Genomic DNA, 18553 nt, shown 5'->3' on the forward strand with positions numbered 1-18553 from the left:
ATTAAGACAACGTAGCAAACAGCGCCCTCATTTTTTCATGGTTCTTGATTCCGGGGGCGTCTTCGACACCGCTGGAAACGTCAATGAGTTCAGGATGGAACTTTTCGCAAATCGTGCCCACATTTTCGGGCGTGATGCCGCCCGCAAGCCAGAGCGGAAGATCGCTCGTCTGTTCGCGCAGCAATGACTCAGGAATAGTTTTGCCTGTACCGCCGGGAATGCCCTCAACTTTTGCGTCTAGCAAGATGCGGGGTTCCCCGTTCTTACGGAGGTTGGCGACTTGTTCGAAGTCGGAGGCTTCGCCCACGCGGACGGCTGCATAGCAAGGAATATCCGGATAGAGATTGCTTCGCACTTCGTGCTCGCAATGACATGCTTGGTTTGATTGCGCAGGAGCTTGCTTTGACAGCACGGGGGTCGGGATTCCATGGAACTGCACGGCATCGAGGACGCCTTCCTGCGCGAGCTTGATGGCTGTCTTGCCTTCTTCGGAATTCAGGTCGGTAATGACACCGACGAGGAGCGGGATTGAACAAGCGAGACAAGCGTTTTGATTGTCATTGCGAGCAAGGCGAAGCAATCGCTCTTTAAAGCTGCGCACAAACGTTTCGGTCGTGAGCCGTTTTGTGGTGCTGAATACAAACCCGAGCATGTCTGCGCCGAGTTCGGCGGCCAGCATGCCGTCTTCAACGCGCGTGATGCCACAGATTTTGACCAAAGGACGATTCTTGCCAAAGATTGCTTCGTCACTTTGTTCCTCGCAATGACAAGTGACGTTAGACGATGCGTGAATGTGTTTCAGCACTTTTCGTTCCGCAAACTTTTTCCAGAACTTGCCTCGCGCATTTTCGCAGCCCGCTTCAAAGGCGCCAACCACTTCTTTCGCCAGCGGAGGATTCTTCGCAACGGCCTCCCCCACAAGGATTCCCGTGAATCCGAGGCTGCGCGCATAGGCAGCATCGCCAGCACTCAAAATGCCTGATTCAAAGACAGCCTTGGCCGGGAGCTTGCTGCGAACCGATGCCGGCACCAGCGGATCCGTATGGAACGTAGCCAGGTCGCGCGAATTCACGCCCGCGACAACCGTCTTTGCAGCTGCATCGCCAAGCGCTTCCAGCACGAGGTTCAGCTTGCGGAAATCATCCTTCTCCCGGACCTCAACAAATGCCTGGATCCCAAACTTCTGTGCACGGCGAGCCATTTTCACGAGTTGTTCGTCATCAAGAATTCGAGCAATCAAGAGGACCGCATCGGCACCGCAGCGATAAGCGATATCGATTTCGTCTTCGAACAAGAGAAAATCCTTGCGGAGCACTGCGCACGCATGCAAGCCCTGTTGACGACGGCGTTCCATAAGGTCGGCCACCGCAATCAGGTCACGGAGAGAGCCCTTGAAAAAATTCCCTTCGGTGAGCACCGAAACCGCCTGCGCATGAGCTTCGGCATAAGTCGTCGCCAAAGCCACAGGGTCCAAATCAGGCGCAATATCACCCTTCGATGGCGATGCACGCTTGACTTCAAGTATCGCCCCCGCATTGCCGAGAAATTCTGTATGGCCACCACGGCGCCGTTCCGGGATTTCTATTCCAAAATTCAAGCCTAACCGCTCGATATCCTCACGGCGCATCCGCACTATCTTGCTCAGAATGTCTTCACTCATCTTTTCCTCTTTGGCACCATGGTCCCGGAACCTAAAAAAGGCATCCGGTGAGTCCGAATGCCTTTGTAAACCTTTCCAGATTAAACGCAAACACGGACTCTATCCAATAGAGCCCCACCACCAGCGGTTGGCAAAAAATTCTTTTGCTGTACTTGCCACTTTAATCTGCATACCCGCAATTTAGGAATCGTAAAACTCATTGGCAAGTGAGTTACACTCAAGACACCGCAATTAAAGGCAAATACAATTACGTATTTACACCAAAGAGGTGAAAATTATAGTACATTTATGTTACATACAAACCACTTTATTCGCTCTATGTGAAGGAGAGTAAGCCGATGAAAAGCATGTTCAAATATGCAATTTTCGGAACTACAGCCATGGGCATGGCTGTTTCTGCACTCGCAGCCGACACCCCCTACGACTTGATTCGGCCGGTTTATCCACTCAGTTGGAACGACACGATCATTGGCACATACGATACGACCGTGACGGAATTGCACGACATACTCCCCAAAGACGCAACACCGGCATCGTACAAGGCAAACGCCTTTATTCCCGACACCTTGGACCAAGCCTACCTCGACGCCTTGAACACCCACATTTCGCCTATCCGCGTGAACCAGGCGGGCTACCTGACCTCCGATACCGAGCGCCAGTTCTACCATGTCGGCAAGGCTACCGAATTTGAGGTCGTCGATGAAGACGGCAAGTCGCTCAGCCCGGCAGTAAAGGCTGAATTCATAACGACAAACACCGCAACAGCATCCGATTGGACCATCATCGCCGGAACGAGCGTCACAGAATACATCAAATATCGCTACCAAATTGATTTCACCGGTCCCTCGGGCACCATCCGCATCGGACACATCCCGCAAGGGGTCCCGACCGACAAGCGTCTGCGCATCAAGGTGGGCCAGGAATTTTCCAGCACATTCATTGTCAGCGACGACGTGTACACAATGGTTCGCGACGCCGTGCTCAAGTTCTACGGCATCCAGCGCAGCGGCAACTCGGAATCCTGGTTCCATGGTCCGAGCCACACCCTGGACGGTGGCGGACCAGTTGTAACCGAAGCAGAAGATGTCCGCGGGCCATTCGACAAATCGCAAGCAGGCACTCTGGAAGGCGGCTGGTACGATTGCGGAGACCACCTCAAGGAATCACAGACGCAAATGTACGCTTTCATGGTTGCAGCAGTCATGGCAGCGACAAACGCCGACAAGGACAATGACCACTACGCCTACAACCAAGGCGAAATAGCAAATACCGACGGAATCCCCGACATGCTCCGCGAAGCAAAACACGGCGCCGACTTTGTACTCCGTTCCTTCAAACGTGCCAAGGGCGTCATTGACGACATGGCCCTCTCGGTAGGAAACATTGCTTCGGACCACAACTGGTGGGAAATTCCTGAAATTCAAGACCTTTTACCGACAGACTCCTCCAGTGCGGGAGCAAACCGCGGAGGACCTGCAGCTAGAACTGTACGCTTGGGAGAAATCGGTTCAAACATCGGTGGCGAAACCGCGGCCGGCCTTGCGCTCGTGGGCAAGCTATACGCCCCGTACGACAAGGATTTTGCCGACAGCTGCCTGATGGTCGCCGAAAAAATGTACGACTTCGCCAAGGCTCTCGCCCAAGGCAAAAGCGAATACGACGGGGGCAAGACCTTCAAGAACAACAAATTCGCCGCCGGTTGGAACTCCCCCGCCTATACCGGCACCATCGATTTTTTTGAAGACATGGCACTTGCATCCGTCGCGCTCCTTTACGCAACAGGCAAAAAACAGTATGCCGACGACGCCCTCCGCGCCAAAGACCTGCACAAAGACCAAGCCTTCATGGACAGTTGCGCAGGATGCTTCGACGGCGGTTGGTTCATGTCCAAAGATAGGGGTCTACTAAAGCGCATCAATACAGGCTGGGCAGGGGCCCACACCTACGCCCTTTATGCATTATACAAACTGATCCTTTCCGACAAGGCCAAAGCGACCAAGGAATTCGGCCTGACCGAAGCAGAATGGCTGAGCGCCATCGAAGACTGCGTCATCGACATGATTGCCAACCTAGGCTATGTATCGGAGGAAGGCACCGAAACAATCACTCTGCCGCAAGGCGATATCGGATGGACGTCAAATTCCATCCGCTACGCCCCCCCATGGTACACAATGCACAACGCAAGCATCTGGATTGTCAACCGCGGCCATGTCGGCAACATTTTTGATGTCCTCGCTTATGCAGACGTAGCAGCAGACCTCGAAAAGAACAATATAAAATTGCCCACCCTCGGAACCCCTAACTGGAAAGCCGGCGAAACTCGTCAACTCGGCATCAACCAGCTCAACTACATGCTCGGCATGAACCCCTGGGATATTTCGTTTGTCTACGGCATCGGCGACAAGAACGATGCCCACCCGCATCACCGTGCATCGAACCCCGAAGGGCGCACTGGTCCGGCCCCCAAATACAAATACCGTCCGCCCGTTGGAGGCGTTTTCGGTGGAAAGGAACCAAACGACGTAAATTCCATGGTACCTTCCTCTTTGAGCTGGGAAGATTATCGTATATCCGAAACTTGCCTCGACGTATCGGCGACACTCATGTCGTCCACAGCCATCGTGGCAAAGAGTTTCAACCGCACCGCCGCACCTAGCGGTATCAAGGTGAACGTCAGCTATGTAGGCAAGGATTCCGCCATCGTCCATGTCGCAAGCGACAGGAACAGCAACATCACCCTTACCTATTCTACCCAACAGGATTTGTCTTCGGCCAAGACGGTGACCACCAAAGGTAAAAAGGAGACTATCGTCCTCAATCAATTAACGGCCGACAAAACATACTATTTCAACGTAACACTGACCAACATCCTTGACGATAGCTCTACCACGACAAAGTGGAAAGACGACAAGAAGACTCCTTTCAGTTTCAAGACGCTCAAGGAAATCACACCTGTAGATATCACGAATCTCGAAGTTTCCCTCTCGGGCGACAGTGCCGACATCACCTGGAGAACCAGCATACAATTGAATTCTAAGGTTTACTGGAGCCAAAGTTCAACCAAGCCCAAGGATATGGAAAATACAGGCGATGGCAACGCCGATCTCGTAGACCGCCCCGTCATAAATCACCACGTTCGCCTGCATAACCTGAAAGCGCTGACAACCTACAATTATTGCGTCGAAAGCGACGGAACCCCCTTATGCACAGACACTTCGGGAGCGCAGCTGCAATTCACGACACCGGCAAGCAAGCGCAACATCGAAGTCACCGCATACCAGTACGATTACTCCGATATGGACTTCCTGAGCCTAACAGTCCACAACAACGAACGCGAGGCATACGACAGTCTTTCCCTCAGGCTTTACATGACTGCCAAGCCCGATGAAATTGAAAAATGCCAAATACACACTTTTTACGATTTGTGTACAGTCACTGACCAAGCAGGGTTCATGACGATATGTAACGACCAAAATGATTTATCAAGCACCATGAAACACAACCACCCCATCCGCATAGAAAGCACCTACGACAAAAAGGCAGGTACATACACATACTATTTCCCAATTCCAATCAATTTCAACGAAATGAGTCCAATGACAGTAAGAAGCATCGATATTTTCTTCTCTACTGCGATAACCACGGACAATTACGTCACCTGTGATGTTATGCTGACCAAAATTAAAAAGGAACTCTCGGCAACCACAGCTGATTGGTCCTGGATGGCTCATTCCGCCAAGGACGGTGCCGAATATGCCGGTCTACCTTTCGAAAAGAAAAATTACAGCATTGACTACATCCCCGTCAATCCCTACATTACGATTTTCCGCAATGACGAGTACATTTCGGGATTCGGGCCAGAAACTCCCGTTCTGGAAGGCTATTACAAGCCTGCCCTCCACGAACCACCACCGGAAAAAACCGACGACTACGGCACAAAGCCGCTATCAGTTCCTGCACAGAAGGGTTCTATCGCCCTCGTCACGAACACACTGCAAATTTACGCCCCCGGCAAAGGCACGAAATCCGTGCGCATCTTCGATATGCTCGGGAACACGCTTTACAAAACGCAATTTGAAAGCGAAAACATGAGCATCCCGCAAGAAGAATTGCGCTCGTTACGCCGCACCGGTGCCCTGCACGTGCTTGTCACAACAGGCTCCACGAGGCTTGTCTCAAAGACAATCCGCATAAAATAGCCAGCCATAAACATTCATACAAGGATGGCTCCCGCAAAAACGGGAGCCTTTTTTGTTAGCATATAAAAAGCCCGGCAGGTTCAACCTGCCGGACTTAGGAGATATGATGAAGTACTAAAATGAATTGGGCATTTAGTAAACGCCGCTACATTTGCGCAGCGACTGCGGATATATGAAATGCTTCGGGATAAGCCTTGGCGGTACAACTGCCGCAAAGCATGCGCATACGAGTCTCGGCAAGGGTCGACACGCGAATCTGTTCGCCACAGTGAGCGCACTTGGCCAAGAACACCACCGAGGAAGTATTCACCTCGTTCTGTTCCACAACCTGCACAACTTCCTTATCGCCCAGGCGACGAATCGTGTTACGGAAAATCATCCTGCCTTCGGCATCCTGGACAATTTCGCGAACGATGCTGCACTTGAAGCTGCGGCCCTTACGGTTACGCATGCGGGACACAAAATGGTGTTGTGCCGTGCTGTTGCAATTACGGAATTCGTCCCAATCCTTTTCGTAGCGGTACAAGTCCGTGACGTAATGCCACATCACTTCGTCTTCGCTCTTGAAGCCGAACATGCGGCAGAAACGCTTGTTCCCGCTGATCAGGCGGCCATGTTCGTTAACTTCGAAACAGGCCGTTTCCAATGAATTTAGATCCATGCCCATCATAGTGCTCCTCCTTTAAGATAGTAGCGATAGAGAACGTCTGCACCATTAATCACAGTCTTGCTCAATCGCACATCATCCAATTGAATATTCAGTTTTTCCTTACCGAAGATAATAGGTTCGGTAGAAGGATTAATTTTCTTGACCGACGTCTTCGCAGTATCGACCAGCTGGCCATCCACGTACATCGAAAGTGTAGAACCGTTCCAAACTACGGCGACATACATCCACTTGTCCGTTTCGACAACGTCCGAGAAGACGGCATTTTCGCAGCCCAGGGAATCTTCTTCGGAACCGGCCGCAATGAAGAATGCCAGTTTCGGCTTCTTCACGCCGCATTCGCCCCTGACAAGCGACAAACTGAACACATCCTGGTCGCCGCTGGAGCCGAACCCGAGCTTACCCACAATGTTCCTGCGGTAAACGGAATCCGACGGCAGCTTCGCCACGTCAATCCAAGCTTCAAGCGTCATTTCGGTAGCGTCATCCAAGGCATTGCGGTCGTTTTCGACCACGCCATACTGATTCGCTCCCTTGAGTACAATCGCATTGCGGGACACGCCTTCCGTGAGTTCGGGGTCCCCATAGAAAATCACGCCTTCGGTACGCCCACGGGCATCGCTCGAAACCTTCGTACCGGCAAACCCTTCGGTAAGGTAATCCAGCGGCCACAAGCAAAGCGTCCCATACTCCGGAGAGAGCGGCAAGAGCATATTCTTCGACTTTTCGGAGTTCACAAGACGAACATCGGCATCCTCGGAGTCTTCAGAAGAATCAGCCACGGCATTGGCGGAATCGGGAGCCGCCTTCGCCATGACAGCGTCGATCATATCCACCGGATAAGGACCGTTAAAATCGGCCTTTCCATCTTCGAACGTACCCACGTAGAACACATCGACAAAGCGAACCGGATCCGGGGACTTCGCAAGCACCGGATAAGTGCCTTCCGGAACGCCCTTAAAGCTGAACTTGCCCTTGTCCGAGGTCTTGGCTTCCCACGGGCTGCCAGGAATATAAACTACCACATCCGAAGCCAACGTATCTTCACGGAGGTTGACCTTGCCCGAGACATCGGTCGAAGCGACCATGCGAGCCTTCACTTCCATGCTCTGGCCATAATAATTGACCCTCTTGTACATGGCCGATTTGCCCTTAGTGGCAGAAAGGCCATAGGAGCCCTGGCGCACCAAGGAGAATTCGAACTTACCATCGGCATCCGTCGTATCGACAAGATCGGAGATGTTCGCCTTAGTATGGCGAGCAAATACGCGAACATTAGCCTGCGGTTCACCCTTCTCGTTCACGAGGATACCAGCCAGTGCATTCGTCTCCTCCCCGAATCCACCGGCCGTATCCTCAGGAGTACAAGCCGCAAAGAAGGCAATCGCCGCAACAACGCCCCAGCTCACCAGCATGCAAAGGTTCTTCTTACTCATGGTCCCCTCCGTCAATAAAATCTTTGGTCAGGGGGAAGAGTTGAACATTCATGCGGTAGACACGTTCGGCACCCGAATCGTCCATGACGATGGCGCCAATGCGGCGGCGGAAATCGGCGATTTCCTTCACAATCTTGTGGAACGCCACCTCGGAAACACCGAGGGTCATTCCAGAGAAATCTCTTTCGTCCACGGGGACTTCGTCAATGGCCTTGACAGCGAGGCTGCCCATCTGGCGGTGCATATCGCGAACGGCAAGCGCGGTGACATCGATATCGCCCGTCGTCACGGACTTGCTGGCCTGCACATATTCACCATTTTCATTCTTCTTGAGGAGGCCGAGTTCGGTCAACATGGCCAAAGCCTTCTTGACCTCGGCAGTGCTGACGCCGAACTTGATTTGTTCGGCCATCTTGGCCGGGGTAGCCCCCTTCATTTTCGGAGCGAGTTCACGAAGAACCGGATTGTGCCAAGTTTCAAAATAATCGTACTGATCGGCACCGACAAGGCTCACGGAATTTTCTTCGGCAATAGAGCGCATCTGCTTATAGGCCGCTTTTTTCGTCGCGGAATCCTTGCTCTGGTTGAACGTCACCAAAAGGCGGAAATACTGCAGATCTACACCAACCAAACCCATCGCAGCAGCAACACGTTCAACACCGACATCGCTCAAATTCGCTTTGCCATCGCACACAAGTTTCAAAAATACAGGGGAAGAATAACCGGCAGCTTTAGCAAAATCACGCCAAGTATACCCGGAACGGTCCTTGCGTTCCGAATAGAAGTCGCGTACATAAATGCGAAAATTATTGTATTCCATCACGGGTTTCATAGTCCTTAATTTATATTCATCTTTTTCAAAAAGCAATAGGTTCATGATACAAAAATCAAAATTTTTTAACATAAGGCGTATTTTTGCCGATTTTTTATCAAAAACCGCAAAAAAGTTATGATACAAGATTCAAAAAAACAGTGATTTAGCGCACAAACTGGAATATTCCGTTTGGTAACGGCAAATGGAGGCATAAAAAAAAGGACCCCGGGCGAAAAACCCGAAAAGTCCCTTTTTTGAGGAAAAAAGCGAAAAATCGCCCTAAATGTCCTTGATAACCATGATTCCGCTGCGTTCAATCTTAGGATACTGACGCATCCCTTCCCCGCCATGGCCATGGTCAAGCACCTCGAGGAGTTCGCCGGTCGCAGAATACAAATGGAGTTCCCAAGGGCCGTTCGGGGCATTGAAGAACCCGGAATTCTTCTGGACGTTACGCTGGAACGTACGGTTCAGGCGGTCGGCCACGCTGCGGGCATGCACGAGCGAGATATCGGCCAGCGTCCACGAAATAGGTACGCCACCCATATCGTAAATGAGGAGGGCGTCCGTATCGGAATCTTCCTTCATCGTGAACTTCCAGCTAAAATTCTGCCAGCTCGTGCTCAAGTCAAGGATACGACCGTTCGCATAAGGGACGTAATTTTCGCAATCCTTCTTGATATTCACGTTCAATGTGCGCGGTTTGTCGGCCTTGGCACGCATGCTAAAGATGTAGGTAAGGCCTTTGCGCAAGGTGAGCCTCTGCTTGAACTGCAAGCTCCAAGTTTCCTTGCCGGCAGACTTCACGTCGAAGCGGACTTCGCCACCATGGACAACCACATCGGCCTTGCCACCCCAGAAATCGGTGGTCCAGCCGCTGAGGGGCGGATCTGCCGAGAAATCACCGTTCTCGATAAGGTTTGCACCCGTGCCCTGGGAGCCCGTCGTGTAGTTCTTGTTCTGGATAAACGCCGGGATAACGCTCGTATTCTGGATACCGAGCGGGCTATCGACCGCGACTTCCTTGCCCCACCCAATCAAGGTGTTGTAGGAACCGTGGGCCGTCATGTCCATTTCGGGACTGTCGAAGTTACCCGGGCCCCAGCTCCAGGCGAGCCAGCCGATATTGAGGCGTTCGCATTCCGCCATGATGTGCCGGTACGGGATTTCCTTCACGTCGCCGGCGGCCACCGGGGCAAATTCACCCACGATAAGGGGCAGCTTGAGTTCCACGGACTTTTCGAGGACGCCCGTGACACGCCCTTCCACGGTCTCGTAGCCGCAGGAAACGTTATGCCTTTCGGAAGGCCACCACATGTGGATGGAGAACACGAGGTTATGTTCGGGGTCGGCCTGCAAAAGTTGGTGGCCCATGCGGAAGATGTTCTTTTCGCTCTGGCCCCAGAAGTCGGCATCGATCATGATAGGCACGCGAATGCCTGCGGCACGCATCTTGATGACAATCGTGCTGTACGCTTCAAAAAAGTCGTTCGGGTCTTGCTCGACATCGCTCGGCTCGTTACCGATATTGATGATGAGATATTCCTGGTGGTTGCTGATGACCTGGAGCGTCTCGTCGCGGAGCCAGAAGTCAAGAGCATCGGGCAGGCGGCGCCAGTTACCCGTCGTATCGTGGATTTCGGGAATAGGAATCATCCCATTTGCAATCGCAAGGCCGATGATGTTGTCCAAGTCGCTGATGCGGCCACGGGTGTTCCAGACAATACGGACGCAATTGGCTCCCGTCTTCGCAATTTCGGGAATCGTTTTGCCATCCCGATCCGTCCAAATAAACATGTGGTTGATACCGCGCAAGACAACCTTCTCGTTGTCCTTGCTGTACAAAAAGCGGTCTTGTACAAAAAAGCCAGGTTTGGCAGGAGCCCTATTCATCTCTAAAAACCTCTTCAATGCCCCAGAGGGAAACATTTCATCGAAAAATTACTTCGTAAAAAATACAAAAAAAATCTAATAAAAAGAAAGAAAAAAGCGAAGGAAAACGCAGCAATATTTTTTACAAAGTAGCGTGTGATAAAAATCACATGCCGCTATGGGACAACGCTAGCGAACGGCCCTGCGCCACGGCAGAAGGCAAATTAGCTCCACCTAGACCATTATCACCCCGTTTCTCTGAATTCCTGCCGCCAATCACCAGAGAAGAAGCATCCACCTGGCGCTCAGGCAAGTGCTTCCAATAACGCACAGGCAGGCAACGCCTCAAAAGTTCCGGGTTCAGGCGTTCCTTGATAGCCATCGAATCGTAGTACGATTTCCACATCCGCGCGACACTATCGGCCCGCTCAATCCCCGCAATTGCTTCCGGGTCGGCGACCGACACCAACTGCGTCCGCGAATTTTCGTAGCAAATTCCGTAACGGCGCACCATATCGACAATGGCCCAGCGCCCGTTGGGGAAGCGCGAGCGGAAATGAGGCGCCAACAAGTCGACAACGTTGTACTTGGGCTCGACCGCGGCAATGTACATGCCGTCGGGAGCCTTGCAAAAACGCACCGCCCCGAGCATGAACCCCTGTTCGCGACGGACAGAACGGGCAATACAGAACAGCGGCAACATCTCCTCGCTCGTCGGGTTCCTGGCATAAGCGGGATCGTCCCCCGCAAAGAGCTTGCGCAGGTAAGCGAAAATCTTCATCTCGACGCCCGACTCCTCCGACCGGAAGGCCGCATCCAACACAGCAAACACATCCTCGCCTGCCAAGTTCAATATAGCCCGGCGGAGCCTCCGGGCAGATTCCTCGTCTGATTCGACCCGGAACGGCTGCAAAAACAAATCCGTCGGCACCGATTGGGCAGCCCCGTAAGGCCGGACCGGGACAATATCGCCCACGTCGAGATGCTGGCGGTAAATCTCGAAAACGACACTCAGGAATCCGTCAAAAGTAGAATCATAATGAATAACTAGCATGGCCTTCCCCGCCTATCGCGAAAGCGCTCCCGGCAAAGCGGGAACATAGTTGTCGAACAGGCCCAGTTGTTCGGGCCTTTTTTTGGCCACAAGGAACGGGCGCACCATCTCGGGATAAAGCCTGCGGAGGCTCGCCGGAGTATCGGGATGGTAAATAAAGTACTTGGCCCGTTTCAGCACCACCCCCATCTTTTTCAGGGTTTCAAGACGGACGCGAGTAAAGCGCCGCCCGCTCACAATGAGCCTTGCCGACTTGACCCCGATTCCCGGAACGCGGAGGATAGACTCGTAATCTGCCGTCTGCAAGTCGACCGGGAAAAATTCAGGATGGCGGAGCGCCCACATGGCCTTGGGATCCAAATCCACATCCAAATTGGGATTGGATTCGTCTAAGATTTCGTCGTGCCGGAAGTTGTAGAAACGCATGAGCCAGTCCGCCTGATAAAGGCGATGTTCGCGCAGCAGAGGCGGCTTGCTCGAAATTGCGGGCAGGCGCTTGTCCGCATTAATAGGGACATAGCCCGAAAAATACACGCGTTTCATCTGCTGTTGCTGATAGAACCCCGCGGAAAGCCTCAAAATCTGCAAGTCCGTCTCCCCCGACGCACCGACAATCATCTGCGTGCTCTGCCCCGCCGGCAAGAACTTGGGGGAATGCCGGGCATGGTCGGAATCGTAGCCGATCTTGCGCTCGGCAAGGAAGTTCATGGGGCGGTAAATGGACTCGTAGTTCTTTTCGGGGGCCAGGTACTGCAAGGCGGAATCCGAGGGAATCTCGATGTTGACACTGCTGCGGTCGGCATAAAGCCCCGCCTCGAAAAGCAGGCGTGCGCTGGCCCCGGGAATCGCCTTCAAGTGGATGTAACCGCCAAAATGGTGGACCGTCCGCAATTCCTTTGCCACGCGGACAAGCAATTCCATCGTGTTGTCCGGCGAACCGACAACCGCCGAACTCAGGAAAAGCCCCTCGATGTAGTTGCGCCGATAAAATTCCATCGTCAAATCAATCAGTTCCTTGGGAGTAAACGTCGCCCGAGGAATATCGTTGCTGCGCCGATTCACACAGTAGGCGCAGTCGTACTTGCAAGCGTTGCTGAACAAGACCTTCAAAAGGGAAATGCAGCGCCCGTCGGCGGCCCAAGTGTGGCAAATACCCGCATCGCAGCCACTGCCGAAGCCCCCCTTCGGGGCGCAGCGCGACGACCCGCTCGACGAACACGACACATCGTACTTGGCCGCATCGCCCAAAATATTCAACTTTTCACGCAAATCCATGATTTTAGCCTATTACACGCAAAATACTACACAACAAAGCATTTGCTTGTTTGTTCACCATTAATTTAACAAATACTGCTCAAAAATGCAATAGATTTTCACAAAAAAAGGCTCGCCGTCGCCGGCGGGCCCTGGGGGTTGGTTATGGAGACTTTTTAGAATTGCTCAAAGAACTTGTGGACCTCTTCGGGGACCCAGGTGCCCTGCCAGTCCCAACCGACACTCATGTTGCCAGTGTCGTGCGCAGTCCACTGGTGGCTACCAGGCCAGCTGCACCACTTGACGGGGAAACGCGGATCCACTTCCGTGAAGTCATAACAGACATGTCCCGTATTGCCTTTGATTTCGTCGGGCTTTTCTTTTTCAGCTTCGGCACGTTGTCCATTTTCGTCAACTTTCGCGTTCCGCTTGAGGATTCTCGGGAGAGCGCTGTTCTTGGCAAGGTTGTAGTCGCAGCGGTCGTCATTGACGCCGTGTACGTTCATCCAGGCAATCGGCAATTCCTTCATGGCATCGCCTTCGGGCAGCCAGATGTTGTAATCGGCGACGGCATAGGTCGCAGCGGCGCGAACGCGGTCCTGCATGTCTTGGGCCAGCGAGTAGCTGAACATGGCGCCGTAGCTAAATCCCGTAATGAACACGCGGCTCGTGTCGATGCAGTAGTTCTCGTTCAGGGTGGTGAGCGTCTGGGCGAAGAAATCGTGGTCGGCCTGGCCCTTGTTCCACAGGCCGCCAATCGCATCGAGAGAGACAAAGATGTAGTCGCCGTTCTTGTCGAGAACCTGTTGGCCGTAGTACGGAGTCGGGTGGTCGTAGTCAGCGGCATGGTGTACGAAGTCCTCGCCGTTGCTGCCGTAGCAGTGCAGCGCGAACAGTACCTTGTGCGGCTTGGTGTTGTCGTAGTTTTTGGGCAGGGTGATAAAGTAGGTGCGGTTGTCGCTGCCGACCTTGATCTGGAACTGGTCGCCGTTCTCGACGCTCTTGACCTTCTGCAACTTGGATGCCGAGCCACACCCCTTGCTCGGTGTCGGCTCGTTTTTGAGCGCATACCCGAACTTGAACTGCGGAGCCGAAGCCTTGAGTTTCACATCGAGGGTGGTGTCAAGCGTGCCAAGCGGCACGGTGAGCGTGTCAAAGCCATCGGCGACAAAGCGGATTGCCTCACCCTGGGCGGCAGCTTTCAAGAGGGCATGTTCTGCCGAAGCGGTCAAGGAACCGGCAAAGCTACCATCGGCGGTAAATCTGAAATTCTGTTGGGCGTTCCCCACGGATACATGCGCGAAATACGTACCGCGAGCCTTGATTGCCCTACTCAAGTCATACGTACCGGAGCCCTGCATGGTCTTCTTGAAAACCTGGTGGCCAAGGGAATTGAACACCTTGATCTGCACAGGCGAAGAACTTCCCTGCGAATACGAAAGCACGCCATTGCTCACACCGATGTACCCGACAGAATTCTTGAACGCAGGATGGACGGACAAACTGATAGAATCTTGCTCGTCTTCGTGGATGGTGAATTTCCCCAGGTCATCCGTTGTCGCGGTCTTCCCCTCTTTAAGAAGGCTGACAGCGACATCCTTGAGGGCCTTACCCTGGTCGTCGGAAACCAAACCCGTTACGGTATATGCGGAAGTAACCCCGCAACATGCCAAAAAGCATGCGGTCGTAAGCAGATGAGATGTTTTCATGTGTACTCCTTTTTCCCTAATCCTCATTACAGACTAATCTAACCCGCAATGTGACGAAGATTACACCGAAAAACCGCCTGCTTATGGATGAATTGTCTATAAAAACTTTTTTACGCTCGTTCGCGGAACAAAAACTTCTGATTTCAATGAAAACTTGCTACCACATTCTTCCGCACCCCACCCCAAAGAGCCATTCCGAATGATATTCACTATACATTTTTTAAAAGAGACCTCTTTTTTTTCTTATTTTTTACGCAAATGTTATTTTTTTGATGTTTTTTGTTATTATCTTGCTATTTTCATAATAAATTATACTTGTAATGATTTGTAAATTTAGAGGCGGTTATGAAACAGCTCTCTTTGACTAAATCGAGAAAATTCTTGTCCGCAGTGGGTTTGATAGTTGTTTCGCTCTTAGCGAACATAATCCCTGCAAAAATAGCCTTAGCCACTGAAATTCCCGTATTCCTAGACAATGTCGGCACACTGCTTTCCGCCATGCTCGGCGGTACGCTCCCCGCAGTTATTGTCGGTTTCTTTTCTAACGTCATCAATGGTTTTTCCAACTGGGAAACGCTCTACTACGGCATCATCAGTATTCTCATTGGCGTGGCGGCCGCACTCTTCCAGCAATATGGATTTTACAAGACCATTTCCAGGATATGCATCGTCATAGTTACATTCGCCCTCCTGGGTGGTGGGCTCGGCTCCATACTCACCTACTTCTTGTACGGTTACGACTTCGGTGAAGGCATCTCGGCCCCGTTCTCCCTCGCCATCTACCAGCACCTCGGGTTCTCGAAATTCTTTTCCCAGCTTTCGGCAGACTTTGTCATCGACATGATTGACAAGACAATCGTAGTCGCCACATCTCTACTCATCTACCGCAACATTCCCGTCAAATTCAAGAGCCTTTTCAGCAACGTATTCCTGTTCGACCCGCACCTCGGTGAACATTCCAGAAAGTCCGGCAGCCACCTCATCAAGCGTTCCCTGCTGCGCAAGGTTGTCGTCATGGTTATCGTTGCCGAAATCCTGCTCGGAGCCCTGGCCAGCACCACCGGATTCATCCTGTACCGCCAGGTCACGATTGCCAGGAACAAGGCCATCGCTCAAGGTGTGGGGGCTTCGGCCGCAGCAATCATCGACGGCGACCGGATCAAGGAGTGGGAGACCCTGGGGCACGATGCACAAGGTTACGACGACATCGAGAAAGACTTGTACCGTATCCGCGATGGGTTCCCACAGGTATTCTACCTCTACGTCTACAGGATTACCAACGACAGCAGTGTCGTCGTATTCGACTTGGAGGCGCGCGACACGAGCGGTGTTCTGCCGGACAAGCCTGGCGACCGAGTTGCGTTCAACCAAGGCTTTGCACCCGTGCGCGAGAACCTCCTCCGGGGTGAACATGTCGAGCCGATTGTCACGATTGACGAATACGGCTGGCTGCTGACTGCTTACGAACCGCTGAAGAACTCCTTAGGGAATACAGTCGCCTACGTGGGTGTCGACATTTCGATGGGAGACCTCATCTACGAGGAGGCCAAGTTCTTCATCAAGCTCCTGTCCATGTTCTTCGGGCTTTCCATCATCATCATGAGCATCGTCCTCGAACTTGTGAACCGGGGTATCGTGCATCCAGTGAACCGCATGGCGGCAGCCTCGATTCACTTTGCCTACAGTTTGGAACAAGGCCGCGTCAACGGGCTCAAGGAACTCGAATCCCTGCAGATCCGCACCTTCGACGAAATCGAATACCTCTACAAAGCGCTCACAAAAACTTGTAAGGACTCGCTGGAATTCATCGAAAGGTTAGAGGCCGCAGCAGCCCGCATCACCCGGATGCAAGATGAAATCATTATCAACTTCGCCGAAATGGTCGAAGCAAGAGACACGAGTACGGGAGACCATATTAAAAAGACGGCGTTCTACGTGGAAGCCATTGCCGAAGAACTCCAAAAAGAAGGCAAGTTCAGCGACATATTGACCGACACCTACAAAGACAAGCTCAAACGCTCCGCGCCGCTCCACGATATCGGCAAGATTGCCGTGTCCGACTTGATTTTGAACAAGCCGGGCAAGCTCACCGACGAAGAATTCGCCATCATGAAGAGCCACACCACGCAGGGCATGAAGATCCTTTCCAAGATCGAGGCAAACGCGAACAACACGATGGACGACAACTACCTGAAGGAATCCATCGAAATGGCACACTACCACCACGAGAAATGGGACGGCTCAGGCTACCCCACTGGAATCAAGGGCGAAGAGATTCCTTTGTCTGCAAGAATCATGGCTGTTGCCGATGTGTTCGATGCGCTTGTGGCCGAACGCGTGTACAAGAAGCCGTTCACCTACGAAAAGGCCATGGCCATCATTACCGAGGGTTCTGGCAAACATTTCGACCCCGTGGTCGTAGAAGCCTTCTGCCACATTTCCGAAAAGCTCTACAACGAACGTACCAAACTGAACAAGTCAGAACAGCCACCGGAAACGCAAGCCTAATCCATTGAACATACTACAAAGAACGCGGTCCCTAAAGGGGCCGCGATTCAATTATACAAGCATCAATCGCTTAATCAGCAATTAAAACAAAGCGATATTGTAAGGAGGAAGGGCACCCTTCGGCTGCTTGATGGTATTCTTCTTCTTGCCGTTCCACGTGACAACAGCAGGAACGGAGCGGTCACCGACATAGAGCAAACCATCGTCAATAGCCATGGAGCCGGACATGTCGGTAAATCCTTCGACATCATCCACCTTCTTAGCCGAAATGTCGACCTTCTTCAAGGCCTGTATTGCAGCATAATTTTCGTCGTAGCCGAGGTTGATGCTCACGTAGACAACTTCGCCATCGACAACCATAGAAGCAATGCCACCACCCAGATCTTCACCGGAAATCAGCAATTCGGATTTTTTCTTGGAGACATTCACCTTCTCGATACCGCGCTGGCTGTCGGCATCGGTGCCGTAAGCAGCATTGTATTCGCCATGAGTCGCCACATAGACATTACCACCAATAACAGCGACGTTCGAGGGATTCTTGCTCTTGAGCTGGATCGTATCCTTCAGGTCGCCCGTAGAGGCATCGTAGATAGCGAGCAGGCCCTTGGGATAAGTAACCACATAGTTTTCATCCTGCGTGTAGCGCTGCATCAACACATAGAGGGAGCCGTCATCGAGTTCGATGTCGGCCACATACGGAGAATGTTCGCCTTCGTAAGCAAACTTTCCGATTTTGATGGATTTTTTAACCTTGCCGTCTTCCGTCGAAATTTTCACCAGGGAGTCGGCATTCTGCAAAGCGACCCAGGCCTGATCTCCATCAAAAGCCATGTCAACCGGATTCGCTTCATCGTCCAAAGAAACCTGCCAAACTACGGCCTTCTTGCCTTTGGATTCCAACTTCTCGGGGTCAATCTTTGTAATGTTATCCGCACCCTTGCGTTCCAGCACATAGAGGTCGGCTCCGTTCGTAACGACCTTGGAATCTTGGTGGAAGGAGAGGGAACTTTCAGAAATCTTTCCGTCCTTGTCAATCCAGCGGAGTTCGCCAGTCGAGTAGTCGGAACCAAAGACCACACCCGTCAAGGAAACACTTATTTCCGAAGAGCTGCTGGATTCTTCAACAGAAGAACTGCTGGCTTCTTCGACAGAAGAGGAACTCTTGTCCTTCTTCTTCGAAGAGCTGCTGCCTTCGTCATCGTTAGACGACGAACTGAGTTCCGGTTCATCGCCTGTAGAAGACGGGCCCGAACTGGAGTCGTCGCCGCAAGCCGTCATAAAGACGAGAGAGGCAATGGACAATGCGGCGAAAGATTGCTTCGCCACACTCGCAATGACATTCTTTTTCATTTTATTCATTTTGTGTTCCTTTTCTGGCTT

Annotated in this window: 11 protein-coding genes; 2 read left to right on the top strand and 9 right to left on the bottom strand. The window is 52.2% G+C overall.

All coding sequences use genetic code 11. The annotated features are described in order from the left end of the window. Position 1: 1 nt before the first annotated feature. Positions 2–1660 (bottom strand): bifunctional indole-3-glycerol phosphate synthase/phosphoribosylanthranilate isomerase, encoded by a 1659-nt coding sequence (locus Q0Y46_RS06340; protein WP_297945903.1) that lies wholly within the window; start codon positions 1658–1660, stop codon positions 2–4. A 338-nt stretch (positions 1661–1998) separates the two neighbouring features. Here Q0Y46_RS06340 and Q0Y46_RS06345 point away from each other — a divergent pair, with 338 nt between their 5' ends. Beyond that, positions 1999–5859, top strand: a complete 3861-nt coding sequence (locus Q0Y46_RS06345) for a glycoside hydrolase family 9 protein (RefSeq protein ID WP_297945904.1) — start codon at positions 1999–2001, stop codon at positions 5857–5859. 145 nt (positions 5860–6004) lie between these two features. On the opposite strand, the gene Q0Y46_RS06350 is transcribed toward Q0Y46_RS06345, so the two are convergent. From Q0Y46_RS06350 to Q0Y46_RS06380, 7 genes are all read right to left on the bottom strand, one after another. Continuing rightward, positions 6005–6529: a PAS domain-containing protein gene (locus tag Q0Y46_RS06350; RefSeq protein ID WP_295679618.1), complete on the bottom strand. Its 525-nt coding sequence runs from the start codon at positions 6527–6529 to the stop codon at positions 6005–6007. Continuing rightward, entirely contained in the window at positions 6526–7962 is a 1437-nt protein-coding gene (locus Q0Y46_RS06355; RefSeq protein WP_297945906.1) for a LamG-like jellyroll fold domain-containing protein, read from the bottom strand. Before Q0Y46_RS06355 ends, Q0Y46_RS06350 begins: the two co-directional genes overlap by 4 nt. After that, positions 7955–8839 carry a TIGR02147 family protein gene (locus Q0Y46_RS06360; protein ID WP_297945907.1) on the bottom strand — a complete coding sequence of 295 codons (885 nt, stop codon included), beginning with the start codon at positions 8837–8839 and terminating at the stop codon, positions 7955–7957. The genes Q0Y46_RS06355 and Q0Y46_RS06360 overlap by 8 nt, the downstream gene beginning before the upstream one ends. A gap of 216 nt (positions 8840–9055) precedes the next feature. Beyond that, a complete protein-coding gene (locus Q0Y46_RS06365; protein ID WP_295679625.1) occupies positions 9056–10669 on the bottom strand; it encodes a cellulase family glycosylhydrolase in 1614 nt (537 codons plus the stop codon). Positions 10670–10814: 145 nt separating this feature from the next. Continuing rightward, complete coding sequence (locus Q0Y46_RS06370; protein ID WP_297945909.1) at positions 10815–11702, bottom strand: TIGR03915 family putative DNA repair protein; 888 nt, start codon at positions 11700–11702, stop codon at positions 10815–10817. 12 nt (positions 11703–11714) lie between these two features. After that, positions 11715–12977, bottom strand: coding sequence for a putative DNA modification/repair radical SAM protein (locus tag Q0Y46_RS06375; RefSeq protein WP_297945911.1), 1263 nt, complete (start codon positions 12975–12977; stop codon positions 11715–11717). Positions 12978–13132: 155 nt separating this feature from the next. Further along, positions 13133–14665, bottom strand: a complete 1533-nt coding sequence (locus Q0Y46_RS06380; RefSeq protein ID WP_297945913.1) for a T9SS type A sorting domain-containing protein — start codon at positions 14663–14665, stop codon at positions 13133–13135. 390 nt (positions 14666–15055) lie between these two features. Here Q0Y46_RS06380 and Q0Y46_RS06385 point away from each other — a divergent pair, with 390 nt between their 5' ends. Further along, a complete protein-coding gene (locus Q0Y46_RS06385; RefSeq protein ID WP_297945914.1) occupies positions 15056–17173 on the top strand; it encodes an HD domain-containing phosphohydrolase in 2118 nt (705 codons plus the stop codon). Between the two features lie 81 nt (positions 17174–17254). Here the strand turns inward: Q0Y46_RS06385 and Q0Y46_RS06390 are convergent, their stop codons facing one another. Beyond that, positions 17255–18532 (bottom strand): PQQ-binding-like beta-propeller repeat protein, encoded by a 1278-nt coding sequence (locus Q0Y46_RS06390; RefSeq protein WP_297945916.1) that lies wholly within the window; start codon positions 18530–18532, stop codon positions 17255–17257. Positions 18533–18553 lie beyond the last annotated feature (21 nt).

It is taken from the genome of uncultured Fibrobacter sp., assembly GCF_947305105.1.
Taxonomy (GTDB): Bacteria; Fibrobacterota; Fibrobacteria; order Fibrobacterales; family Fibrobacteraceae; genus Fibrobacter.